Here is a 23803-nt window from a genome sequence, read left to right as displayed (position 1 = left end):
GTGTATATATTACACTATGCAAAATTTTTTTTAAAAAAAATGAAAAAATAAATTACAGCTAGCGCGAGATGATTTCTGTTTATAAATTAAAACCAAAATTTCAGCAGTTGCTGATGCCGATCTTGAACTTTTTACATAGAAAAAAGGTAACGGCAAACCAGATCACGATCGGATCTATTGTATTGTCTTTGATCATTGCTTCACTGTTTTGGTATGCTGATCGTTTCCCGATTTTCTTTTTGGCCCTGCCAATCGGATTGTTATTACGAATGGCCTTGAATGCCTTAGATGGCATGATGGCACGACTTTTTAATCAGACTAGCAAGACGGGCGAAGTTTTGAACGAAGTCGGAGATATTGTTTCGGATGTCGTGCTATTTTTTCCTTTGCTGAAGTTTCATCCGGAAAGCGTATATCTGATCGTCGCTTTTATCGTATTAAGTGTTGTGAATGAATTTTGTGGATTGATCGGGAAGGTGATTGCCAATGATCGTCGTTACGATGGGCCGATGGGTAAAAGTGATCGTGCTTTGCTGTTGGGGGTATATGGAATTTTAGCATTATTGCATATTTCCATAGTTACTGTTTCAAGTTATATTTTTGGTGTTTTGTGCTTACTCTTACTTTTAAGTTCGGTAACTCGATTGAGAAAGGCTTTGGCACATGGCTGATGCCAACGGCAAATTCGCAGATGTTCCTGTTCGTGTTAGAAGCTGGGGATATATTGTCTTGGTACTGGCGGTTGCCTTCGTTCCTGCAACATTATCACCCTTGTTTGTGGCCTGGATAACCTTTCAAGGGATGCGCGAGTTTGCTTGTATGTTTATCCCTGAAGGTAAGATGCAACCACTGGTGTTTCTTTGCATGGCATTGTTGCAAGCATTGCTCCTATACTTTTGTTCCTATCAAGCATATCTATTGTTGGCTAGCGTCTTGTGTTTGGGGACTGCTTTGTTTTTCAAATATGGTTTAAAGGTTAAGAAGGGAGCTGTATTTGGGCTGTTTTTGGGCGCGGTAGCTTGTTTGCTATCATTTAGCCATTTAGCTTTTATCCGATCCATTAAAATGGATGGCAACGCGTTCCTAGGACTAAAATTAGTCGGATATATTGTTATGTTAACGGAACTGAATGATGTCTTTCAATACCTGATGGGCAAGTTTTTTGGCAAACGTAAAATCGTTCCGCGTATTAGTCCAAATAAGACAATTGCGGGATGTGTGGGCGGTATCAGCTTAACAATTATATTGAGTAATTTATTGGGCTATTTTTTACTGCCATTTCAGAATTTTCTATACTTTTCGTTGTTCGGTTTGTTTTTCGGTATTTTGGGATTCTGGGGAGATGTCCTTTTTTCCTATCTGAAAAGAAAGACAGGAGTAAAAGATACTGGGACATTAATTCCTGGGCATGGTGGCTTATTGGATCGTATCGATAGTCTGATCTTCAATGCGCCACTGTTTTATGCTTTGATTATCCTGTTGTTGGGGAATTAATAGAATTTGATGAATGTGGTAGTGAGAAGGCTAACTAAAATTTCAATCTGATGGCTTATCAACGTGCTGTTTTATTTTCGGGGGGTGGAACCCGGTTCAGTCTATATCTTGGTATGTATGCTGCGTTAGATGAGCTGGGTTTAAAACCAGATCTGCTCATCGCAAGCTGTGGTGGTTCAATGGCAGTGGCTGTTATACAGGCCTTTGATACACATGAAGCGCGCAAGTCCTATCTGCAATCAGACGAGTTTTATCAGTTTTTCCTGCATCATCGGCTTACAGAACAGCGTCGTTTGGGGAGGCTGGGCGTGTATGTTTTGAAAAAACAGTTTAACAAAAAACGGGCGCCCTTTATTGAGGACGTTTTTAATCGCTATCTCGTTCATATGGAACAGGATCTTTCCTTACTATTGCCGACATTGGATAGACCATTCTCAGCAGCAATTCCAGCACTTGTGGTCGGCGCTAAAATGCTATTCAGTCCGTCTGAAGTTGGGCAGCGGCGTGGGGACCGGAAACTCTATCAAAAGATATTGATGGGAACTCAGGATGTATTGGCAAACGTGCCTGTTGAGGCAATAAGAATTTTGGATGATAATTACGAGCATAGTGCAGTGGCTAAGGCAGTTCATTTGAGCGCTGAATTTTCTATGCTACAGGCGGCCCGTATTTCGATGTCCGATATGTTTTATATTGAACCTGTATGCTCCAATAAAACTTATTACGCTGGTGGAGCAATTGATCTTGTTCCAATGGAGCTAGCAAAGGTGCTTGCTCAAAACATTATATGTGAGCGTAAACAACCTTATAAACCACAAGAAGAAGCGTTGGTTCGGGCGGTATTAGGCTTTAGCGGAAATAAACGATTAACAGATTTGGAACAGCAGTTTCCGTGTGCACATTGGATTGATACACGGGATGCCGCGGAACAATTAGCTGGGAAATACTGTAAAAAAGGAATTGATTGGTCTAGATTTGAAGTTACGCTGTCTTTCCCGATTGATCAACAAGAATTTGCTGAAGCGATGGAAGCGCAATGGAACTATGGCTATGAGGTGACATTAAATTCATTGAAATGAAAGTATTTATTGCTGGTGGTACAAGTGGAATAGGCCTTGCTTTGGCCAAGCGTTATCTTGAGCGAGGAGCCGAGGTAGCGGTATGTGGACGTGATCTGACGAAAATGTCAGCCTATCCTTGGGGACATAGCATCAGAAGTTTTGAAGTCGATGTATGTCAATTGAGCAGCCTGCAAAATGCGGTCAGTTCATTTTGTGCGCATATGCCTTTAGACCTCTTTATCAATTGTACAGGGAGTTACGCGGATGACGTTGCTCAACAAATAAGCTATCAGGAGACGGTGGCTATGCTCCAGGTCAATATGATGGGCACTTTAAATTGTTTTGAAGCGGCTAGAACTGCTATGCAAGGCCAGCCGGAAGGACAAATTGCAATTGTTGCATCAGTTTCGGGAACGCTCCATTTTCCCAATTCAAGCCTATATAGTAAGACAAAGCGTGCTGCAATCCAAGTGGCTGATGCGTATCGTAGGGCACTTTATCCGTATGGAATCGGGGTTACTGTTATTGCTCCGGGCTATGTTGATACGGAAAAATTGAGAGCGCTCAATAAGCAAGATTTGTCTAAAAAGCCATTCTTAATCCCTGTAGACGATGCCGCACAGCGTATAATGACAGCTATCGAACAGAAGAAGAAGCAAGTCGTTTTTCCGAAGCGTATGAAGTGGTTGATGGCATCTCTGGGACTACTTCCAAATATTGTGTTGAATAAAATTATGTCAAGGAAGGCCAAATGGATGAAAAACGACTGAAAAATAGGGGGCTGCAATTTGCTGTTTTCCTTTATTGTGCGCTATTTTTTCAGTTGACTTATTCTGCTGCTGCGGTCCATGCTGCAAATCAGGTTATTGTATCTTCGTTTGTGTTTCCTTTTGAACACTTTATGCCGTTCGTTTCTTGGATGATTATCCCCTACATGAGTAGCGGTTTGTTCTTCGCTTTGGTTCCTTTCTGTTGTCGAAGTCGAGAAGAGCTTTGGGTCTATACGAAGCGTTTCAGTTTCATTACCATCGTCTCTATTTGTTGTTTTTTTATTTTTCCCTTGCGATTTTCCTTTGATAGGCCTAACGTTGAGCATCCTGTTTTTAAATTCTTCTTCACCTTTTTGAGTAAGCATGACTCTCCATTTAATCAAGCCCCTTCGCTGCATGTGGCGTATGCATGTCTGTTTTGGTCTGTGCTCGGTAGGCAGCTAAAAGGCTGGACACGCTGGATAGTGGGGATTTGGTTGCTATTCATGGGAATTGCTACACTCACTGTTTATCAGCACCATCTGGTGGATGTGTTGACCGCGATGATTCTGGCTCATGTCGGATTTGTCCTATTCCCATCTCCATCGGTATTGCTTCATGACAGCGCTTTATCGAGGCTAAAGGCGGGGGATTTGCCCTTTTTGGCCGGTACCGAAAAGATGAAATTAGACGAAAAGGCGAAATTAGACTTGGAGGCCGAGGTTTGTCGTAGAAACCAAGGAATTGGCAACGTTTACTACGCCATCGGCTGGTGTTTACTGTTACTGGCATTGTGGGGCGGGACTCATGCATTTGGATTATATCTTTGGTGTTGGCCATCCTTAGTCTGTATTGCGGTAGGAAGAAATTATGTTATCAATAATCCAACGTTTCTGAAAAATGAAGAAGGTTGGATACCCGGCTTTAAGAAATTGTTTTATAGCCCATACCAATGGATTTATTGGTTGTTGTGGCGATTCGTAAGACGTCGTAATAAATCATCATTGCTTGAGATTTTACCACGTTGTTATGTAGGCCCGAGGGCGACAGCAGAAGATCTCCGTGTGCTTGGTCTGAATAAGCATCTGGTTGTTTTTGACCTGGCTGCAGAATTGGAAGAAATAGCGATCCTACATGTACAGGAAAACTATCATTCATTTCCATTGTTGGATATAGCGGCAATTACGCTGGCTGATGCCGAAAGGATATTGGCTGCGCTCGTCATCCGTTATCAGCAATTGAAGCGAGGTGAAAATATGATTATACATTGTACAATGGGCTACAACAGGAGTATGATTTTTGCTGTTCTATTGTCACAAAAAATATTATCTTTAGATTTAATGGATGCTATAGATTTGGTTAAATCTCATAATAAGCATCTTGTGTTGCATAAACATACACTTCAGTTGATGGAGGTGCTAGTCGAGAGAAATAGCTAGACAGTCATTTGCATGATCTTTGTTGTTAAATATGCTATTTGATATTAGTCAATAAAATTATACATGAAATCAGGTTACTTCAAGAGTTTTGATCAAGGGGAGTTATTATATCGCGTTTGGAATTATCAGGCCGGACAGCGGGCATTGATCGTACTGCACCGTGGGCATGAGCATTCGGAACGTCTGCAGGAGATGGCTACGGATCCACAGTTTGCTGATCATTCAATCTTTGCATTTGATTTGCGCGGACATGGTTATACGAAAGAACCAGTTTCACCGATCTTTATGGATTATGTACGGGATTTAGATAGTTTCGTTCATTATATAGGCCGTGAATATTTGGTTGATCCGAAAGACATTTTCGTTATCGCCAATAGTATTGCAGGAGTTGTTGTCAGTGCCTGGGTACATGATTTTGCTCCTAAAGTCGCAGGTATTGCATTGTTGGCACCTGCATTTGAAATTAAATTATATGTGCCCTTGGCAAATCAGATGATTGCTTTGGGAACAAAGCTAAAAAAAGATCTGATTATCCAGAGTTATGTCAAATCTAAGGTGTTGACTCACGATATCGATCAGCAGAAGGCTTACGATGCCGATCCTTTGATATCCAAATCTATCAATGGCGCTTTGTTGGTTGATCTATTAAAAGCTGGCGAGCGTATCGTTGAAGACGCTGCGGCGATTGATATTCCTGTGATTGTCCTTTCTGCTGAAAAAGATTATGTGGTCAAAAATTCGGTGCAGAAAAAATTCTTTGTGACAATCGCCTCAAAGTTGAAGACCTTTATTACATTACGTAATTTCTACCATGGGATTCTATTTGAAACAAACCGGCAAAAGGTGTATCAGTATCTGCGAAACTTTATCGACAAGGCCTATGCCCGACAACGTCCTGAGCTGACGCTGGAACCCGATGAGTTTTCGGTGAAAGAGTATGAACAATTATACCATAAGTTACTTCCTGCGGGTGAAAAATTGAATTATGCGGTCCAGAAATGGGCATTGGGTAAAATAGGTTCCTTAAGTAAAGGAATGAATTTAGGCCTGCAGTTTGGATTTGATTCTGGGATATCGCTAGACTACGTCTATCGCAATGAATCGCAGGGTAAAAATCGCTTTGGGCGCATCCTCGACCGTGGTTATCTGGAGGCCATCGGCTGGAAAGGAATTCGCATTCGAAAACAACACTTGTTACAGTTGCTGGAAGAGCATATAACAAATGTTAAAGCTGCTGGGAAAACCGTTAAGATATTGGACATTGCGGGTGGGACCGGAAATTACTTATTTGATATTAAAGAAAAATATCCCGAGGTCGAAATCGTGATTAATGAATTCCTGTTGTCAAATATTGCGGTAGGAGAGAAGATTATCCGTAGAAACCGATTGCAGGGAATACGATTTACCAACTACGATTGTTTTGATCCAGCTACCTATTCCAAACTAGAATTTGAGCCTAACATTGTTATTATCTCAGGTATCTTTGAACTTTTTGGTGACAATGAAATGGCAAGTAAGGCTGTAAAAGGTGCAACTTCGATTTGTGAAGAAAGTAGTCATTTGGTTTATACTGGACAGCCATGGCATCCACAGTTAAAGATGATTGCTTACGTGTTAAACAGTCATCAGAAAAAAGACTGGGTGATGCGCCGTCGTTCGCAGAAAGAACTAGACCGGCTGATGGCCTACAATGGAGTCGTTAAGGAACGTATGCTAATCGACGACTTTGGCATATTTACAGTCTCTTCGGGCGCGGTAAATAAGTAGTCCGCAATCGCTATTTCTAGAAAAGCACGGTTGTGCGTCTATTTAGGATAGTTTTTTCCAGCTGACTCATCTTTTGTCGTCAGCTGGAAAAATCATGAAAAATGCTAATTCTTATAAGCACGAATGGCCTGTATGATACCCTCTAGATTTTCGTTAAAGTCCTGCATTTGTGCAAACACCTTATCATCTTTGGCCAAACCACCATGTTTATTGTTTTTGCGGAAGATTTGTTTGATGTGTTCCCAGCGCTCTTGTTCCACATTGTTTATCAATCCGGCGAGTTCTTTCAATTTTAGAAGATTACTTTCTGTATCGGCAGTAAGGGTTTGTGACTCGCTTTCATAATGTGCGAGGAGAACCTGATCAATCTCCTCATCGTTCATCATGGGCACAACTTGCGCAACGAGCTTGCTCATATTCCGGTAGGATCCTTGCATTTTGAACGGCGGTTCTGTTCGGTAATTGTCCTGCATGGCCGCACTTTGAATATAATTTTGATTGACCTTGATAACAACATTTCTGATCTTTAAAACATGTTTTAATACCGTTATAAAATCATCGATATCTTGCTTCAGGTAATTGCCTTCTAAATCGGGAAGTTGATCTACCACTGATTGCGCATAGTTCACTAAAGCATAGAAGTCGTTGAAGGATTTGCTTGCTATTTTCTCTAGGTAGCTGTTTTCAATTGCCGCATTTTCGATCAAGCTTAGATTGAATAGTGCTTCGGTATCACCGATCACATCCCCTAGATTGTAGACATCGGCACGGTTGGCAAGCATATCTGGAATCTGAAATTTGGACCCGCTTTCTGTATAGGGGTTTCCAGCCATTACGATGCAGAATCTTTTCCCACGCAAATCATATGTTTTACTCTCGCCTTCAAAAATACCATCGATCTTACGTTGCCCGTCAGCCAATGAAATAAATTTCTGTAGGAATTCCGGATTCAAATGTTGGATATCATCGAGGTAGAGCATCACATTGTCGGCCATTTCAAAGGCAAGATTAATCTTCTTAAGTTCCTCACGTTCCCCGGAAGTTTTGGCCTCCACAGGATCAATCGAAGTAATGGAATGCCCTATCGTAGGTCCGTTGATTTTCACAAAATGTAATCCCATGGTTTTCGCGAGGTATTCCATCAATGTTGTCTTTCCGTAACCTGGCGGAGAAATGAGGAGAAGCATGCCCATTCTGGCGGTACGTTTATTGTCGCCAGCTGCCCCAAGTTGTTTAGCCAGGTTATTTCCGATCAATGGAAAGTAAACCTCGTTGATCAACTTATTTCGGACAAAAGATGTTAAGACTTTTGGTTCAAATTCTCCGATTTTCAGCTCCTTGGCATATGTTTTTCCAAGCTGCTCCTTCAAAGAAGCGAATTCTTGAAAACGAGGGGCATTCAATTCGGCAAATGTCTTCAACCTACGCAGAAATTGATGGTATTGAATCTGTTCTTCTCCATTGTTCAAGATCGGATGATTTCCCTTTAATCCCTGGATGAGCGCATTGTCTTTGGCGATGATCAATTGGTATTCATCTTTTGGATAAAGAAGTGTGACTGCAGTTTCCTCAATGTACTTGTGGAAAGCCTGGTAGTCACTGTTCTCGTCGATAAAAGAATTTAGCCAATTTAAAGTCAAATAGAAACGGTCTACGAGACTAAATTGTGTATGCTGAATATCTGCTTCAAAAAGTTTGAAACTCTTTTTGTTTTCCAATAGCCTGATGAAAGCCTTCTTCAGTTCATCCGATTGCTCACTGACGACAAACTTGCTATAGCTTGTGAAAGTCTGGAAAAGATAGCTCGCAATCTCCTCTCCATTAATTGTCGAGCGATCCAAATGAGTGTCCCAATTGTTGAATAATTTTGTGAGTTCGTCAACGACAGATTGGTAGCGTGTGGAATTTGGAAATGCTTTTAATACGGCGTGTGTAGACTGGATCAACGCTTGCTGTTTTTCCTGTTGGTCTTGGGCCAGTGAATGCCAAAACAACTGCGCCATAGCACGCAAATGAGGATCGTAACGTAAAAGATCAAGCTTGCTGTCTAGTTGTTTGATGGTATCATAGATTACCAGGGCATCAAAATTATGCACTCCTTTGACATAACCTTCCGAATAACTTTGCTCGACAGTCTGATTGATAAACAGGTTGGCATCAAAATCGTGCTGTCCTTTAGAAGCAAGGAATGTTTTATAAGCGAGATATTCAGCTCGGTATACATCTTTGTTTTCGGAAATCAGTTCCTGATCCCAAATATCTCTAAAGTTTTCAATTTCGGAACCTTTGACTTTTTGATAGAAGCTCGTTCCGGTAAGATGGAAGTATATTTCGTCATTTTTGCGCAAGAGCGTTAAACTGAGTGACTGATTATTGACGGCAAATTTATGCTTACCAAGAGCAATAATGTTCTCTCCATCTACAAAAAGATCATTCTTGTCACGTAAAACGCGTAATGCATCCTCTTGAGATTTTTTGAGTAGGTTTTCAAGATTTTCAGCTTTTGAAACATCACTGAGCGTTTTCAGTTCTTGCACAAGTTGTCTGATTTTGTCAATCATCAAATCTGAAGCAAAGAAACTTAGGATTTCCTCACGCGTTGCAAATGTCTTTGACTTGTTTTCGATATTCTTTAATACACGAAGGCCAATTTGTTCGAGTGAAGAGCTTCGTTTGTTGATCTGTTCAACGATTTGCTCTCTGCGGGAATTAAATGCTTTGATGATTTCATCGCGCTTATCTGCTATCTTCAGGGCGAAGTCCTCAAATTCTGAGAACTTACTTTCAAGTTCTTCCAGTTGAACAATGACCTTGGTATAATACTCGTCTACTTTTTCTGTTGTCGTAGAGAGTTCAAGGTAGTTGGTGACAGACTGCTCCAGTAACGTAAGTTGGGCAGAAAATTCTGCAATGGCTTCCGTACTTTTTAATGAATTGAGTTTGCGTGTAAGCTGCGACCGGACTTCATTCAAGGAAGAGAAAATAACAGCTATCTTTTCGATGATTTTGGTGGTTTGAGTGGAGTCGTCGATTTTTAAACTGTTTAGAATATCGATCAACAGCTCCAGCTCGCTCGATATAGCCGAATTGGCTTCCTCGATCGCCTTGGCGTCGTAGACTTTGATAATTGCAGCAACATTGTTTTTCTGTTGCTCCACTTTCTGCTCATAGGGGTGTAAAGCCTCGTCGCGAAGCAAGAAGGCAATTGTCTTTTCGGCGAGTTCGGTGGTGATTGACTGTAGTTTATCGAGTAAAGCATCGATGCGGACTACATCAATATATTTGACATTTTTGAGGTCAATGATTTCGCCCTGTAAACGACGTGAATCTGCCAGTTGATGAACAAGTTGATCAAGCTTCTCGACTACTGTACTATTGATGGAAAAGGTAAGCTCCTCCATTTTCTTCTCGGCACTGCTATTGAGCTCTGTGGCGTATTTACGTTGGGCTTGGACCTTAACAAATTCATCAATTGCTGTATTGGCGACCTCCTTGATCTGTGCGAGTGGCTGCCCAAGATTTGACAAGGCTTCATCCTTTATCCAAAAATAGGAGTCAAGTAGGACAGTCGATTTTTTGAGTATATCCTCGTAAAGACCTTCATAACTGTCTTCTTTGTTGATGAGCTGTATGACTTCTTGTGCCTCGGCCATGGCTTGTACGATCTGTTTATTACCGACCTTATAAAGCGGATCTTCTTTTTTTAGCTCATTTTCTTTGAGTACCGCCATGTAAGGGGTTTCCCAGATCTGAACCTGATGATGTCGTGTTGCTTCAGCCTCTGTGCGGAAGTAAATTAAACTACCGTCTTTGAAAAGGGTGAAGCCATTGCAGATGATCGGAGTTTCGACATGCTGCTGAATGATGTTATAAGACAGTAAGATGTAGGTATTCGTTTCCTCCTGACAAAAGATATAGAGAAAGTCTTCGCCGTTTGGTGATGCTATGCGCCTAAGAAAACTAACCTGGTCAAACTGGACGTCAAAGATTTTATGGGTGCCATTCTGCAGGTAGTATCCGTTAGAAAAAATGATTCCTTGATTATCGGGTAGTAGAATGGCCGATTCATTCAGTGATTTAAGGTTTACTACTTGCTTTGTCCGCTGGTTAAAGACAAATGCACGGAAATCTTCTTGATACGGTTTAATACGAACGGCAATCAAATTGCCAAGGTCTGCATAGTAGTAATCCGCATCATCCAGTTGTTGGTCTGCGTTTGAAACTTTTTCGGAGAAGATTCCTTTTCCCGTATCGGTATTGTTTTCAATTTTAAAAGTAATATCGCCATTGATCGCTTCTATAAAGATCTTGTCCTTAATGGAAATGTGCGGGTGTTTTCCGAGGCGACGGTCTTCTAAGGTTGTTTTCGTCCAGTCAAACTCAAACTGATTAGGCAATTTAACCTCATGAATGCTGCGGTCGTCCTGATATTGGAGCGTTCCGTCTTTAATCAACCACTTGAATGCCTTCAGGTCAGCAGGATTTTTGCTGGTCTGAAAGATCATATAAAGATAATTTTCCGTACGTCGAAACTTGGAAAAGATCGAGTCGCGATAGTATTTATATAAATTTTGGTAATCGCCAATGAAATTAGGATCATTGATCAGATCGAGTGATTGTGGGATAAATTGATTGTTTTCGAACGTATATACACTGAAAACATCTTCGAGTTTAATTTCGGTACGTAGCCCAAAATGGACGTTATAACCGAATATACATAGATTGTCCAGGGCTAAAATACCGCGAGCAACACAATTATTTTCTGTGGTGATCCGTTGATTGGCCTTGAGTATAAAGCTTGTCGCATTAAATACTTCCTTGCGGGCATTATTTAGTTGCTGGAGTTTGATAGAAAGCTCTTCTTTTTGTGTTAGAAGTCGCTTCCGAATAATCTCGTATGCACCTTGATCAAGGGAGTCGTTCTGATTTGTTACGTTTTCTTCTGGCATAAGTTTCAGCTTGTTCTTTCGCTTATTTCACTTTATTGAATGTTAACTCTCGACCATTTTGATATAAGGTCACTGATAAAATCTGATCATTTTCCTTCAGGAATTTTAATTCGGCTTTTACCTCGGTATAAAATAGCTCAAGTTCATTTTTGGGATAGACCTCAATGGCTGACTGTCCAGATAACTGGGCAAATAGACTGCCTTTGTCGTCAACTGTAATTTTAAATTTCAATTCGGGTTGTTTCGTGTATTCATATGTTCCTAATAGCTGTTTTATTTGGAACTCAACGAGCGTGATTGCACCTGTAAGTTTCTCTCGCTCGACTAAAGGAAGAGCTTCATTTTTTTCCAGAATCGCTGCTACTGCCATAGTTAAAGGAAAGACTCCTATGGTGTTTGATTTATTAATCAAAGCTACAAAGTACCATTGATTTTCCGGGTTTCGCACAAGGATAGTTTGATAACCAGGGTAACCTCCCGTGTGAAAATGCATTTTGTTCTCATTATTGGTGCTATCCATAAATACCCAACCTAAACCTTCATACATATGATGCCGACTAATCAGCTTCCCATTATTAAGGGTATCGCTAGAAATAGCTTTTATAAAATTATCACGTTTTAGTAGTGTGAAGTTCTGAAGGGCTCGATCCCATTTTAGTAGATCCTCAGCTGTACTACTTATTCCATATGGTCCACTGACACCATCAAAATAGGTGGCATATTTATAAGTTTCAAAATCATCAACATTTATAAAATTTTTATTTTGAATATTATAGGTTATCCCCTTTGCATAGTTTTTTAGATCTGCGTGTGGTGAATGTGCAGAGAACACTGATGTATTTCGCATTTCAGCGGGTTTGAATATAAATTTCTGCATATATACAGCGAACGGTTGACCAGATACTTTCTCTACAATCAAAGCCAAGAGCAGGTAATTTGTGTTCGAATACGAACATTGTTCACCTGGTTTGAAAAGAACAGAATCTACATGTTCTTCTAGTATTTTGAGTATATCACTATTTTTATTTATTTTCTTTGTGTCAACCCATTTTTCTGGAAAACTAAAAAAATCAGGTATTCCAGAAGTATGGCGCAACAAATTTTTGACGCGAACATTTTTAAACTTTAAACGAGGGAAATATTTGACGATATCGTCGTCGTAAGAAATCTTACCTTGCTCTTCCAGCTGCATAATGGCCATTGCCGTAAACTGTTTACTGACTGAAGCTAACTCAAATCGACTATTGCTCGTTATTCTTTTTGTTTTGGAAGCATCCTGAAAACCTAGATATTTTTCAAACACAACTTGACCACTATCGAGGATCAAGAACGCACCACTTAATTCTCCATCTGTATTGAGCGATTGGAACAATGAATCTAATCTTTGCTGAACAGTCTGTGCTGTTACAACTCGTGTGTTTAAGAATATAAAAACAGAAAATAGGATAAAACGCATCTTACTGCTTGTCTAAATTTTTCAGAAAATATCTTGAGCCTGTCGCGATTAAATTCTTTGGCAGGCTCAAGATGATGGATATTCTTATAGTTTCTTGTTTGATATGCCCAAGTTTTTCGCCAATCCGAACAAAGAATTGATAAAGCTTTTGTCTTCGCCATTTTCAGCGTCAGTCGCCGCTTGTTGAAGTTTAATCAATGCTGCTGAAACTGTGAGGTTCTTTATATCGTTTGTGGAAATTCCATATTTATCGGCTAATCCACGCACCTTCTCTGCAAGGTCTCCTTGTCCATCTGGACCTATCAGTGAATTCTTAATAGCTGTGGCATGTTTAGAGTTGTCAATCAAGTGATCAAAACCTTTGGAATTGGAAACTTGACGGACGATATTCTCAAAGAACATGGTTTCGCCACCAACGATATCTATTTTTGCCGTTTTAAGTGCTTCCGACAATACGCCAGCTTGTGCTTGAGCAATGTCTTTTTGGATATTGATGTGTGCGAGTTCAATATCACGTTCTTTTTGCAATTGCAATTTGAACTCTTCGTGATCTCTGCCCACACCATCCAATTTCTTCATCGCCTCAGCTTTCTCTTCGATACCTTTTGCTTCAGCAAGTGCTTTCTCACGAACAACTTCTGCTTGTGCTAAGCCCTCTTTACGCATTGCTTCAGCTTTCTTCTCGATCACATTAGCTTCAACGGTACCTTGTTTTTCTTCGGCTTCGGCTTTTGCAACCATTACTTCAGCTTCGGATAAGCCAAGCGCAGCTTCTTCTTTGGCTTGTGCTTCAGCAATAATCTTACGACTTTCGGCTTCCTTCAGCGATGCTTCTTTTTTCGCTTCCGCATCGATCAATAATTCCTGAGCACGTTTTTCGGCAATTTTACGAGCCGCCTCTGCATCGATTACTTTTTTCTCCGCTTCCTGCTCTGCTGCGATTTTTGCAGCTTCGGCCGCCTTAACAGTGGATATTAATTTTTCTTCTGCTTCTTGTGATGCCGCAATAACACCCGCTTGTTTCTTTCGTTCTACTTCACGGAATACTTCGATGTCTCGGACGCCTTGTTGCTCTTCAATAACCCCTTTCTCCAATTGTACGCGTTCCTTGATAACCCCTTGGATACTTTTCTTCTCCGTCTCGATAGAGCGTTCTTTGTCGATCTGAGCCAAGGTAACAATGCGCTCACGTTCTGTTTGTTCCAAAGCACGGTCTTTCTCTACGCGCTCTGCTTCAACAGCATCTGTGCGCTGCTTGTTTTTCTCAGCAATGATGATCTGGCGCAGCTTATTTTCTTCCTGTACTGCCAGTTGCTCTTCGGTAGAAATACGGACACTTTCATATTTTAAGCGCTCTTCTTCACGTACCTTTGCTATTTCTGCTTCTTCACGTGCTTTGATGTTATCAATTTCCCGTTTTTGCTTTTCTTCTTTTTCGGCAAGCTGACGGTCTAGTTCTAGAATAGCTTCCCGTGCTTCCACGTTTTGTTTTTTGATTAATTTCTCCTCATCACGACGGATAAAATTGGCATTGATATTTTGTTTTGCCGTTAGCTCCGTTATTTTTTTAATGCCCTCACTGTCTAAGATATTGTTTGGGTTGAGATGCTCAATATCGGTCTGCTCAAGATAGTCGATTGCACAGTCATCTAGAATATAACCGTTCAGGTCAGTTCCGATGATATCCAAAATTTCGTCGCGAAATTCCCGACGGGCTTCATACAATTCGATGAAATCAAATTTCTTACCGACTGTTTTTAGGGCCTCGGAGAATTTAGATTCAAAAATGCTTTTTAATGTTTCCGGCTCACTTGCACGATCACAACCTAAATTTTGGGCAACATTGATCACATCATCCACACTTTTATTAACGCGAACGAAGAAAGCAACTTTGATATCTGCACGAATATTATCCTTGCAGATCAAACCTTCACCCTGCATTCGGGCGATTTCAATTTTTTTGATTGAGATGTCCATGATCTCCATCTTGTGAAATACAGGTACAACATACATTCCTTTGTTGAATGCTACCTTTGTACCACCAACACCAGTACGGACAATTGCTTTCCCTTGTGGAATTTTCTTATAGAATGCACTCAATACAACAAAGAATGCAAAAATTAAAAAGACAGCCAATCCGACAATTAAAAGTATAATTCCGTTTAAGCCACTTAAAAATAAAAGAGGTTGATATAGCATATGATTTGTATTTATTTAGATTTTAATAGTTGGGTTTACGATTAGGATTTAAAGGAATAAAGACCCGTTCTTTTCGGACAGTTGTTTAGGTGTCGAGTCTTTTCTTCTTTTTTCATTAAATATTGTCTATCGTGATTTCTTTGGTCACATAATAATATTTCTTGTCCTTGGATTCGTCAACAATAATGACATCGTCTCCGTAGCCTATTTTCTCCCCATTGTGGCTGACAACATTGAGGCGAATCGGGTCCTGTTGGATGATAAATTCGGCAGAACCTATTTTCTTGCCTTCAATACTGGCTCTCATTTTACCCATGCGACCAAGAAAATCGTGACTTTCTTCGCCATTATAACCTATAGTTTTAAACATTTTAGCTAAGGGTTTGGTCAGAAAATGCATTAATATAAATGTAACAATGAAAACGGGGATTAGGATTAATACAGACTTTATTCCCCATGAAGCAACGTCGATAAAGAGCGAAGAAACAATGGTAATTATCCAGCCTATAAATTTGAATAGTGTTACAATAAGCATGATGGGTACTTTGCCAACATTGATGTAATCCATTGCTTTTGCAAAGAAACCAGGTTCTGTATTAGCGTCCGTATCCGTATGATGATGGTGAGCATGGTCGCCCCCCTCAGTTGCGATATCATGTGATCCATCAACGTCCGTGACATCAGGTGTGGGATGGAGCTCTATATCTGCATCGGCATCAAAGAGATGTACTCCATCACCCAACAGAAACATAAATAACCAATACACTACAGACATGCCGGTTAAGACTGTCATAATTCCATTGGATAATGGATTGAATAAGATATTGATTAGTTCTGTCATCGTATTATTGTTTAAATTTTCTCCCTTTTGAATGTGTAATGGAATGACCAGGAATTGCCATTGACCTCAAGGTCCTGCATGGTTACCAATTCCCAGCCTTGATTTCCAAGATCATTTAAGATTTCATCAATTTTTTCGGGATCCAACTTTGTTCCCCAGAAACCCTTAGGTTCAATTTTTAGCGTTTTATACTCAAATCTTTTCATCACTATTTAATTTTCTTTTTAGTTCTTCTAATTCGTTGTTGACGGCTTCAGACCCGCCGATGGTCTCGTTAATCTCATCAACTTTACTTTTGTTGCCTAGTGCAATCTCACCATAGGCCTTCGCTAGTGCCTCGTCTTCCTCGACTTTCTCTTTCATACGTTCTAACATGGAAATCGTACTATTGGAATCGATATTAGCGAGCTGCCGATTGACCATTTTCGCTGCGTTAGAGACCTTTACACGTGCCTTTAATGTGGAGAGTTCACCTTCCCATTTCGATATATTGAATTTGAGAATGTCTACATTTTTGTGTAGCTCATCGGCTGAACTTTGATGAATCACAGCTTGTTTCTCCAATTCACTAGCTTCGATTAATAACTGTTTTTTCAGCAACAGCGCTTCCTTTGCCAGACCTTCGGCCTTTTCTGCCGTTAGCTCTCCCTTTTGTGCCTTTTGGAGTAATAGAATAGCTTTGTTCTCAAATTCATTGGCTTCTTCTTTTTTCTTTTCACAATTGTTTTGGGTACGTATGGCTAAGGCCTTCACTTTAGCATAGGCTTCCAACGATTGTTCCAGGTCCTCTTTCATCTCACGGATACCCTGTTCCGTCATTTTGATGGGGTCTTCCATTTTGTCCACGACTGCGTGGATCTCTGCTTGACCGATTCTGAAAATTCTCTTAAAAATATTCATTATTTTATAATTTTGAAAAACTTATTAACTGATTATAATATTCACTCATCAACAGACTCAGCGAGTTGATGGCTGCATCGAATTCGTTCTGGTCGAGATTATGTATTTGTAATGTATACCGAAATATAACTTTGGTACCATCTTCCGTTAACGCAAATCCGCCGTGGATAATATCTCTATTTTTTATCAATAGTGATTTGAACATATCCATGGTTTCATTGCTGATTGTAAAAAGGTATTGCTCAAAAATCAGGATGGGTTGGGCAATGCCTACAATGAGGTTACGAATTCCGTCGTCTTCATTTTCGATGACAAAGATTCCTTCTTTTGTATCCTTATGGGTAATGGTGTAACCGATGTTGGCGATATAATTTTCAATTTTTGAGAAGTACATAATCAAGTTTTTTATATATTGCACATATTCTTTGCATAAAGGTAATAAAAATGCAAAAATATTTTGCAATAAAAATTCAATTTTTTTAAAATGAGTAACGTAGGGAACAATATTAAGAAACTAAGAAAAGTGAAAGGAATGAGTCAACAGGCATTTGGGGATATTTTTAATCTTACTAGAGGTAATATTTCGTCTTACGAAGAAATGCGTGCGGAACCAAAAATTGAGATTGTTCTTAAAATTGCAAATTATTTTGGCATTCCTGTGCAGCATCTTATTGAAAAAAATCTATCTGTCAATGAAATTCTTAATTTCAATGATTATTTTGAGCCAAATGTTTCTAGTATTGGACGTAAAAGATTGTTACAAATCCCGCTGCTGGAACGGGATGCTATTTTTGAAGCGAGTAGTCATTTTTCGAAATTAGATGAGCTTCCAATAATTGAATTTCCTTTGCAAAGTAGGAACCGTCTCATCGCAATCGAATATGCTGACGCTATTCCGGTACCGAGCGATTTTTTGGCTAGTCCGCAATCCATTTTGTTTTTTGAAGAAGTTGATGTTCAGAGCTTACATACTTTGGATAAGGCCTTTGGTTTGTATTTTTCCGAGGAAGAGTTCTTTATTGGAAAATACAGTTTGCAGGAAAAGGAGATTAGTTTAGCCTTAAATGTCTGGAAGAAGGTTGATTTCACTTTGGGAGAGAAAGCATATTTCTGGAAATTGTATGCCAGGTTTGAGCGAATCTAATCGCATGGAACTTTTTCCTGCTGTTTATTTGGTATTGCCGGTATCGAGCGTATTTATATATTGTTACCATATTCGAGGTTAATGGTGTCATTGTACTCTACTTACATGGGGGTAACAAGGGGTTAGCAGGGATTTACCCCTGTTATACCCCTGTTAACCCCCTGCTAACCCCCTGTTATACCCCTGCTAAATGCGGCTTTGAAGTTGATCTGATACTGAATTTCCTGCAAGAAAAGAAGGCTACAAAATCAGGTCTGCAGATGTGAATGCCCACAAAATAATTTTGTGAAGTCGGGCATTGTAATTAAATTAGTTTAGTTTCAGTAAAACATGCCAAAACGGCTAAATTACCATGGCTAAAAAACTAAATTTAAATAGATGGAGAAAATAACTTTATTAGCATTAATTGCTGGATTTTTTGTTGTTTCCTGTAATAATTCCACGACTAAAAAAATCGAAGTAAAAGATACGACTGCTGCAATTGACATAAAAAAAGATACGGCCAAAACGCTGTCGGAGAATAGAGGGGGAGAAGTGCCAATACCTAAATTTAGTTCTGCTGAGACACAAAAATTGGCGGAAGATTACACAAAATATATTAAGGAATTTATCGCTGTTGCTAAAAGTGGCGATGTTGTTAAGCTGAAGGAGCTTGCGTCCAAGCGACAGGAATGGGCTACCAAAGAAACTGAAGCTGTTTCTAAGTTTACACCGGAAGATGCCAAATTGTGGAAGGCTTATGCGGAAAATCTAGGAAAGGCGCTAACGGCTAGTTTAACAAAGTAAGCTGAGAACAGTAAAATAGGTAGGGCAGTAAAAATGCCCTACCTGTTCGGTCATACTAGAAGGGTAAATCATCCTCGTTCTCATCAGGAGGAATAGATATCTCTTCTTTACTATTGTTAGGATCTGATAATACCAAGAAATTATCTACTTTAATTTCTGTAACATATTGTTTTACCCCATCTGCATTCTCATAGTTACGATAGGTAAGTTTGCCCTCGACCATGAGTTTGGTTCCACGTTTGCATTTCTTTTCAATGGTGTTGTTTTGGTTACCCCAAACCACGAGTGTGTGCCATTGGACCTCTTCAACCCACTCGCCGGCTTTGTTCTTGAAAAGATCATTGGTGGCGAGACGTAATATGGAATAATTTGTGCCGGTGGAAGTTGTTTTGATTAATGGATCGTTTCCTAAGTGCCCAACCAATTGTACTTTGTTACGTAATGTGCTCATGTGTCTAATTTTTAAATGTTTTTAATAATTCTTATTTTAGTTGACGGTCATTGGCTATCGATGCCAAATGATCTTAAGCAAAGGTGGGGCGGGGAAAAGAATATAGTCGTCTATTTACCATTTGTATTCGACTATAGTCGATTGTAACCGTTTGTTGTCGTTTAATCTTCCGTTATGAGTTCTGTCGAGAAAGTCTGCCTTGAATGTGGCAAGGGTGTATATGGCCGTTCTGACAAGCGATTTTGTGATGATGCTTGCCGGAACGCCTATAACAACAAATTAAATAGCGACCAGACCAATATGGTGCGCAATGTGAATAATATCTTACGAAAAAACCGCCGCATTTTATTGGATGCGTTGAGTGGGGAGGGTATGGTCAAGATACAACGGGAAAAGTTAAAGCGGTTGGGATTTGATTTTAAGTTCCATACACATACTTTTTCCAATAACAAGGGCCAGACCTATAACTTTATTTATGAAACAGGCTATCTGTTGCTGGAGAATGATTGGGTATTGATCGTTCAAAAGAAACCACTGTGATTTTAATTGCAACAGATTCCTTAGTATTGGTCTAGTTTGCGGAACTGAGCTTGGCCTTCCTTATTGCGATATAATTAAAAATAGTGAAGGTTAGAATCAATAGGTAATAGCATACTGGGATGAGTAAAAAGTAGGCGCTATTAAAGATATCGCTTAAAAAAGACGGTAGCGAAATCTTAAAAAAATCTGCAATAATGATATAGCCTATGAAACTTCCGAGAAAAAATAGTCCAACAGCATGTATTACAATTATTTTTTTTAGGTGCTTACTGTATAAGGCATCTTTGTTTTGCTTCGTATAGCCCATAATCGCTGGGACCAGTAATCCTAATAATGGATTGACCAGAAAGGTGAGCGATGCTAAATATAGCGCTTTAATACTTCCTGTTTGATTGTTGTCGATACTGATTTGATTTACATTTGGCATAATGAGTTGTTCTAAAGGTATTTCCAAGATTTGACTGATCTGTTTGAGACTAAATCCACTGATTTCTTCAGTGCCTTTTTCGATGCGTTGCACTGTTCTTAGCGATACACCCGCCTGATCGGCGAGTTCCTGCTGCGTTAGTCCCTTACGTTTTCTTGATAGTTTGATTAATTGATTAGCTGATTGACTTTCCATAGTCCAAAGATGGGGAAATAGTCGTTGAATTTCAGCGAAATTGATGCGACAATAATATGCCAATATCGTGCTGTAAGATATAACGGATTAATAATCAAAAGTTTTTGGGGATTTGATAAATATTTTGAATCTTTGCAATTTAACAGAGTAATTAATAAAAACGGAAGAATATGTTTGCAATATTAGAAAATCCCGCTTCGTCCACAGAGAAGATTCTCGGGAATATTCTTCGGAATACGGCCCTTTCCTAATCTTCTTTCTTAATACGTTAAGTAATCTACGTTGATATTGGCTAAAAATTGGCGCTCTAAATGGTGGCCCACTGTTCCAATATGCTTAGCTTATGATGGAGTTTTAAAAATTCAGCTGCTTTCGAGGGTATTGTGAAAGCTGGATATGAATGTTATGTTTTAGAAAATTTTATGAATTCAGTAAATAAATATGTCCTTCAGGCACTGGATAACTATCCTATGTATTTGGAGGAGACCATGGAATCCTTATCCTATGCCCTGTCTTATGATGAGTCCAATACAATGGCGCTGTGTTTGATGGGAAGAGTTCATGCCGAACAGCTATTGGATTATGAGCAGGCAAAAAGATATTTCCAGGAAGCTTTGGTGCATAATGTGCAGGCATTGGAAGTATATCCTTATTTCATTCAGACGCTGATTGATATGGGGGAGTATGAAGCTGCAAAAAAGACGATTAAATTTGCTTTGACACTTCCGGCGATGCCCATGACAGGGATATGGATCAAGAAAGCACTTCTATTTGAAAAATTGAGAAAATACAAAAAGGCATTGAAGGCGTTAAAGATGGCAAAACTTGAAAATGTTGATCTTGATTTTTCGTCAAGCCTGAAGTCGATTGAAGATCGGATTAAGGGGAAACAGGAAATTAACAACGGGAGAGAAAAGGAAAACAAGAAAGAAAAGAAGAACACCCGAAAATAGGCTCACATTATCCGGATGACGGTTTTTGTTTCGAACCAAGGTCCAATAAAGAAGCCCTAGATGAAATTTCATCTAGGGCTTTATCAATATAGTTTAAGAATTATTCTGCTCTTAAGATTTTCGCAGCCTCAACCATCGACTCTAAAGCCGCTTTGGTTTCTGGCCAAGCACGAGTTTTTAAACCACAGTCAGGGTTAACCCAAAGTTGTGCTGCTGGAACTACTGCTTTTGCTTTACGCAATAGATCTACCATCTCATCTTTGCTTGGAACACGTGGTGAGTGAATGTCATAAACACCTGGACCAATATCGTTTGGATATTTGAAATCACCAGCGAAAGCATTCAACAATTTCATTTGAGAGCGTGAAGTCTCAATCGTGATGACGTCAGCATCCATTGCAGCGATGTCTTCGATGACATTATTGAACTCAGAGTAACACATGTGTGTGTGAATCTGTGTATCGTCTTCTACATTTGATGAAGAAACACGGAAAGCACGTACTGCCCAGTTCAAGTAATCTTTTTGATCAGCTTTACGAAGCGGTAATCCTTCGCGGATTGCTGGTTCATCGATTTGTATGATTTTGATACCTGCTTTTTCCAACGCTTGTACTTCATCCAAGATCGCCAATGCAATTTGGTAAGTCGTTGTTGAACGCGGTTGATCATTACGTACGAAAGACCATTGTAAGATCGTAACCGGACCAGTCAACATACCTTTAACCGGACGGTTAGTCAATGATTGAGCGTATGAAGACCAACGGACAGTCATATCTTCAGGACGGTATACATCACCATAGATAATTGGAGGTTTTACACAACGTGAACCGTAAGATTGTACCCAGCCGTTTTGTGTGAAAGCGTAACCAGCCAATTGTTCACCGAAGTATTCAACCATGTCGTTACGTTCGAATTCGCCGTGTACTAATACGTCGATATCCAATTGCTCTTGAAGACGGATTGTGTTTTCAGTTTCTTCTGCGATTGCTTTATCGTACTCTGCCTGCGTGATAGCACCTTTTTTCAGGTCTGCTCTCCATTTACGAACATCTTTCGTTTGTGGGAATGAACCAATAGTTGTGGTAGGGAATGCCGGCAAGTTGAACTTCGCTTGTTGCGCTGCTTTACGGTCAGCAAATGCTGAAGTACGTTTCGCATCGTCATCAGTGATATTGCTTGTACGTGTTTTAACCTCTGGTTTGTGGATCAGTGGAGAAGTACGACGGCTTTCAGCTGCAGCTTTGTTCGCTTCGAAGCGTTTTGCTGTTTCAGCATCAACTTCACCTTCTGCTAATACGGCTAAGTCTTTTACCTCAGCTAATTTTTGTTTAGCAAATGCTAACCAGTTTTTTACTTCAGCTGGTAGCGATTGCTCATTGTGTTCATTGTCTAAGTCAAAAGGAACGTGCAACAATGATGAAGAAGGAGCTACCCATACACGGTCTTTTCCTAATGCATCAACAGCTTGTTTGATTTTAACCAATGATTTTTCGTAATCATTTTTCCAGATGTTACGGCCTTCAACAATACCCAAAGATAATGTTAATGAAGCAGGAACTTTAGCTAGTACCGTATCCAATTGGTTTTCACCGCGTACCAAATCCAAATGTAAAGCATGGATAGGTAGGTTAACTGCGATATCTTCGTTATCTTTTAAAGCTTCGAAGTAAGTCGTCGCGATTAATTTGATATTTTTTGCTGCTGCAGCTAATTTTTCGAAAGTTGGTTGATATAAAGCTTTTACTTTAGCATCTAAATCCAATGCTAAGAAAGGCTCGTCAATCTGAACATATTGCGCACCGGCCTCAGCTAGTTTAGCTAATATTTGCTCATATACTGGAACAAGTTTATCCAATAAATCGATGCGGTCGAAGCCAGCTTCTTTTTCTTTACCGATCAAAAGGTAAGTGATAGGACCTAATAGAACTGGTTTAGTATCGATGCCCAATGATTTTGCTTCGTTATATTCATTTAAGAATTTTTCGGACGTCAATTTGAATTCTTGATCTTTTGTGAATTCTGGCACCATATAGTGGTAGTTCGTATCCAACCACTTGGTCATTTCCATTGCCGTCACGTCGATTCCTTCTTGTTGGAAACCACGCGCCATGGCAAAATATAGATCTAAGCTGTAATTGTTATCTACTTTATTCAATAAAGAATGGTAACGAGCAGGAATTGCACCAACAGTAAGGGTTAAATCCAATACTTGATCGTAAAAAGAGAAATCATTGGAAGGGATCAAATCTATTCCAGCATCTTTTTGTGTTTTCCAATTGCCTTCACGAATTTTTTTTGCTGTGTCCAATAATTCCTCAACAGAAGATTTTTTAGCCCAATAGGCCTCATTGGCTTTTTTCAATTCGCGGAACGCGCCCACACGAGGGTAACCTAAATTGTTAGTCAATAACATAATGAATGTTTTTAATATTTCTTTTTCAACTATATTTCT

Annotated in this window: 20 protein-coding genes; 10 read left to right on the top strand and 10 right to left on the bottom strand. The window is 39.7% G+C overall.

Features of this window, described 5'->3' with window-relative positions:
• Positions 1–68: 68 nt before the first annotated feature.
• The 6 genes from OK025_RS05460 to OK025_RS05435 all read left to right on the top strand — a co-directional run bounded on the left by OK025_RS05460 (position 69) and on the right by OK025_RS05435 (position 6510).
• On the top strand, positions 69–671 hold the full coding sequence (locus OK025_RS05460) for a CDP-alcohol phosphatidyltransferase family protein (protein WP_317668604.1): 603 nt from the start codon (positions 69–71) through the stop codon (positions 669–671).
• Positions 664–1494, top strand: coding sequence for a phosphatidate cytidylyltransferase (locus OK025_RS05455; protein WP_317668603.1), 831 nt, complete (start codon positions 664–666; stop codon positions 1492–1494). Before OK025_RS05460 ends, OK025_RS05455 begins: the two co-directional genes overlap by 8 nt.
• 50 nt (positions 1495–1544) lie before the next feature.
• On the top strand, positions 1545–2573 hold the full coding sequence (locus tag OK025_RS05450; RefSeq protein ID WP_317668602.1) for a patatin-like phospholipase family protein: 1029 nt from the start codon (positions 1545–1547) through the stop codon (positions 2571–2573).
• Positions 2570–3325, top strand: coding sequence for an SDR family NAD(P)-dependent oxidoreductase (locus OK025_RS05445; RefSeq protein WP_317668601.1), 756 nt, complete (start codon positions 2570–2572; stop codon positions 3323–3325). The genes OK025_RS05450 and OK025_RS05445 overlap by 4 nt, the downstream gene beginning before the upstream one ends.
• Positions 3307–4743: a phosphatase PAP2 family protein gene (locus OK025_RS05440; protein ID WP_317668600.1), complete on the top strand. Its 1437-nt coding sequence runs from the start codon at positions 3307–3309 to the stop codon at positions 4741–4743. Before OK025_RS05445 ends, OK025_RS05440 begins: the two co-directional genes overlap by 19 nt.
• Positions 4744–4806: 63 nt before the next feature.
• On the top strand, positions 4807–6510 hold the full coding sequence (locus OK025_RS05435) for a bifunctional alpha/beta hydrolase/class I SAM-dependent methyltransferase (protein ID WP_317668599.1): 1704 nt from the start codon (positions 4807–4809) through the stop codon (positions 6508–6510).
• A gap of 104 nt (positions 6511–6614) precedes the next feature.
• On the opposite strand, the gene OK025_RS05430 is transcribed toward OK025_RS05435, so the two are convergent.
• The 7 genes from OK025_RS05430 to OK025_RS05400 all read right to left on the bottom strand — a co-directional run bounded on the left by OK025_RS05430 (position 6615) and on the right by OK025_RS05400 (position 17249).
• Positions 6615–11459 carry a DNA repair ATPase gene (locus tag OK025_RS05430; RefSeq protein ID WP_317668598.1) on the bottom strand — a complete coding sequence of 1615 codons (4845 nt, stop codon included), beginning with the start codon at positions 11457–11459 and terminating at the stop codon, positions 6615–6617.
• 22 nt (positions 11460–11481) lie between these two features.
• Positions 11482–12915, bottom strand: a complete 1434-nt coding sequence (locus OK025_RS05425) for a serine hydrolase domain-containing protein (protein WP_317668597.1) — start codon at positions 12913–12915, stop codon at positions 11482–11484.
• Positions 12916–12999: 84 nt separating this feature from the next.
• Positions 13000–15114, bottom strand: coding sequence for a flotillin family protein (locus OK025_RS05420; RefSeq protein WP_317668596.1), 2115 nt, complete (start codon positions 15112–15114; stop codon positions 13000–13002).
• A gap of 115 nt (positions 15115–15229) precedes the next feature.
• Entirely contained in the window at positions 15230–15955 is a 726-nt protein-coding gene (locus OK025_RS05415) for an OB-fold-containig protein (protein WP_317668595.1), read from the bottom strand.
• 11 nt (positions 15956–15966) lie between these two features.
• A complete protein-coding gene (locus OK025_RS05410) occupies positions 15967–16161 on the bottom strand; it encodes a DUF4177 domain-containing protein (RefSeq protein WP_046674835.1) in 195 nt (64 codons plus the stop codon).
• A complete protein-coding gene (locus tag OK025_RS05405) occupies positions 16148–16855 on the bottom strand; it encodes a PspA/IM30 family protein (protein ID WP_088160063.1) in 708 nt (235 codons plus the stop codon). The genes OK025_RS05410 and OK025_RS05405 overlap by 14 nt, the downstream gene beginning before the upstream one ends.
• 4 nt (positions 16856–16859) lie before the next feature.
• Complete coding sequence (locus tag OK025_RS05400) at positions 16860–17249, bottom strand: YbjN domain-containing protein (RefSeq protein ID WP_317668594.1); 390 nt, start codon at positions 17247–17249, stop codon at positions 16860–16862.
• A 90-nt stretch (positions 17250–17339) separates the two neighbouring features.
• On the opposite strand from OK025_RS05400, the gene OK025_RS05395 reads away from it, so the two are divergent.
• Together OK025_RS05395 and OK025_RS05390 are read left to right on the top strand one after the other, a co-directional pair.
• A complete protein-coding gene (locus tag OK025_RS05395) occupies positions 17340–17999 on the top strand; it encodes a helix-turn-helix transcriptional regulator (RefSeq protein ID WP_317668593.1) in 660 nt (219 codons plus the stop codon).
• Positions 18000–18377: 378 nt separating this feature from the next.
• The gene (locus OK025_RS05390) at positions 18378–18785 is read left to right on the top strand and encodes a hypothetical protein (RefSeq protein ID WP_317668592.1); all 408 of its coding nucleotides are present in this window, start codon (positions 18378–18380) and stop codon (positions 18783–18785) included.
• A 55-nt stretch (positions 18786–18840) separates the two neighbouring features.
• Here the strand turns inward: OK025_RS05390 and OK025_RS05385 are convergent, their stop codons facing one another.
• A complete protein-coding gene (locus tag OK025_RS05385) occupies positions 18841–19236 on the bottom strand; it encodes a single-stranded DNA-binding protein (protein WP_317668591.1) in 396 nt (131 codons plus the stop codon).
• Between the two features lie 174 nt (positions 19237–19410).
• Here OK025_RS05385 and OK025_RS05380 point away from each other — a divergent pair, with 174 nt between their 5' ends.
• On the top strand, positions 19411–19776 hold the full coding sequence (locus OK025_RS05380) for a hypothetical protein (RefSeq protein WP_317668590.1): 366 nt from the start codon (positions 19411–19413) through the stop codon (positions 19774–19776).
• Positions 19777–19807: 31 nt separating this feature from the next.
• Here OK025_RS05380 and OK025_RS05375 read toward each other — a convergent pair whose 3' ends face one another.
• Entirely contained in the window at positions 19808–20398 is a 591-nt protein-coding gene (locus tag OK025_RS05375) for a helix-turn-helix transcriptional regulator (RefSeq protein ID WP_317668589.1), read from the bottom strand.
• A gap of 422 nt (positions 20399–20820) precedes the next feature.
• Between OK025_RS05375 and OK025_RS05370 the strand changes: the two genes are divergently transcribed.
• Positions 20821–21351, top strand: a complete 531-nt coding sequence (locus OK025_RS05370) for a hypothetical protein (RefSeq protein WP_317668588.1) — start codon at positions 20821–20823, stop codon at positions 21349–21351.
• 100 nt (positions 21352–21451) lie between these two features.
• On the opposite strand, the gene metE is transcribed toward OK025_RS05370, so the two are convergent.
• Complete coding sequence (gene metE / locus OK025_RS05365; RefSeq protein ID WP_317668587.1) at positions 21452–23764, bottom strand: 5-methyltetrahydropteroyltriglutamate--homocysteine S-methyltransferase; 2313 nt, start codon at positions 23762–23764, stop codon at positions 21452–21454.
• Between the last annotated feature and the right edge of the window lie 39 nt (positions 23765–23803).

Origin of the sequence: Sphingobacterium sp. UGAL515B_05 (assembly GCF_033097525.1) — a bacterium.
GTDB lineage: Bacteria > Bacteroidota > Bacteroidia > Sphingobacteriales > Sphingobacteriaceae > Sphingobacterium.
This window is presented reverse-complemented; position numbering and strand designations above follow the sequence as displayed.

What these genes read in the sequence shown, in the direction of transcription:
- OK025_RS05460 (WP_317668604.1), top strand. Translation starts at nt 69, where the DNA reads ATGATTTCTGTTTATAAATTAAAACCAAAATTTCAGCAGTTGCTGATG.
- OK025_RS05455 (WP_317668603.1), top strand. Translation starts at nt 664, where the DNA reads ATGGCTGATGCCAACGGCAAATTCGCAGATGTTCCTGTTCGTGTTAGA.
- OK025_RS05450 (WP_317668602.1), top strand. Translation starts at nt 1,545, where the DNA reads ATGGCTTATCAACGTGCTGTTTTATTTTCGGGGGGTGGAACCCGGTTC.
- OK025_RS05445 (WP_317668601.1), top strand. Translation starts at nt 2,570, where the DNA reads ATGAAAGTATTTATTGCTGGTGGTACAAGTGGAATAGGCCTTGCTTTG.
- OK025_RS05440 (WP_317668600.1), top strand. Translation starts at nt 3,307, where the DNA reads ATGGATGAAAAACGACTGAAAAATAGGGGGCTGCAATTTGCTGTTTTC.
- OK025_RS05435 (WP_317668599.1), top strand. Translation starts at nt 4,807, where the DNA reads ATGAAATCAGGTTACTTCAAGAGTTTTGATCAAGGGGAGTTATTATAT.
- OK025_RS05430 (WP_317668598.1), bottom strand. Translation starts at nt 11,459, where the DNA reads ATGCCAGAAGAAAACGTAACAAATCAGAACGACTCCCTTGATCAAGGT.
- OK025_RS05425 (WP_317668597.1), bottom strand. Translation starts at nt 12,915, where the DNA reads ATGCGTTTTATCCTATTTTCTGTTTTTATATTCTTAAACACACGAGTT.
- OK025_RS05420 (WP_317668596.1), bottom strand. Translation starts at nt 15,114, where the DNA reads ATGCTATATCAACCTCTTTTATTTTTAAGTGGCTTAAACGGAATTATA.
- OK025_RS05415 (WP_317668595.1), bottom strand. Translation starts at nt 15,955, where the DNA reads ATGACAGAACTAATCAATATCTTATTCAATCCATTATCCAATGGAATT.
- OK025_RS05410 (WP_046674835.1), bottom strand. Translation starts at nt 16,161, where the DNA reads ATGAAAAGATTTGAGTATAAAACGCTAAAAATTGAACCTAAGGGTTTC.
- OK025_RS05405 (WP_088160063.1), bottom strand. Translation starts at nt 16,855, where the DNA reads ATGAATATTTTTAAGAGAATTTTCAGAATCGGTCAAGCAGAGATCCAC.
- OK025_RS05400 (WP_317668594.1), bottom strand. Translation starts at nt 17,249, where the DNA reads ATGTACTTCTCAAAAATTGAAAATTATATCGCCAACATCGGTTACACC.
- OK025_RS05395 (WP_317668593.1), top strand. Translation starts at nt 17,340, where the DNA reads ATGAGTAACGTAGGGAACAATATTAAGAAACTAAGAAAAGTGAAAGGA.
- OK025_RS05390 (WP_317668592.1), top strand. Translation starts at nt 18,378, where the DNA reads ATGGAGAAAATAACTTTATTAGCATTAATTGCTGGATTTTTTGTTGTT.
- OK025_RS05385 (WP_317668591.1), bottom strand. Translation starts at nt 19,236, where the DNA reads ATGAGCACATTACGTAACAAAGTACAATTGGTTGGGCACTTAGGAAAC.
- OK025_RS05380 (WP_317668590.1), top strand. Translation starts at nt 19,411, where the DNA reads ATGAGTTCTGTCGAGAAAGTCTGCCTTGAATGTGGCAAGGGTGTATAT.
- OK025_RS05375 (WP_317668589.1), bottom strand. Translation starts at nt 20,398, where the DNA reads ATGGAAAGTCAATCAGCTAATCAATTAATCAAACTATCAAGAAAACGT.
- OK025_RS05370 (WP_317668588.1), top strand. Translation starts at nt 20,821, where the DNA reads ATGAATTCAGTAAATAAATATGTCCTTCAGGCACTGGATAACTATCCT.
- metE (WP_317668587.1), bottom strand. Translation starts at nt 23,764, where the DNA reads ATGTTATTGACTAACAATTTAGGTTACCCTCGTGTGGGCGCGTTCCGC.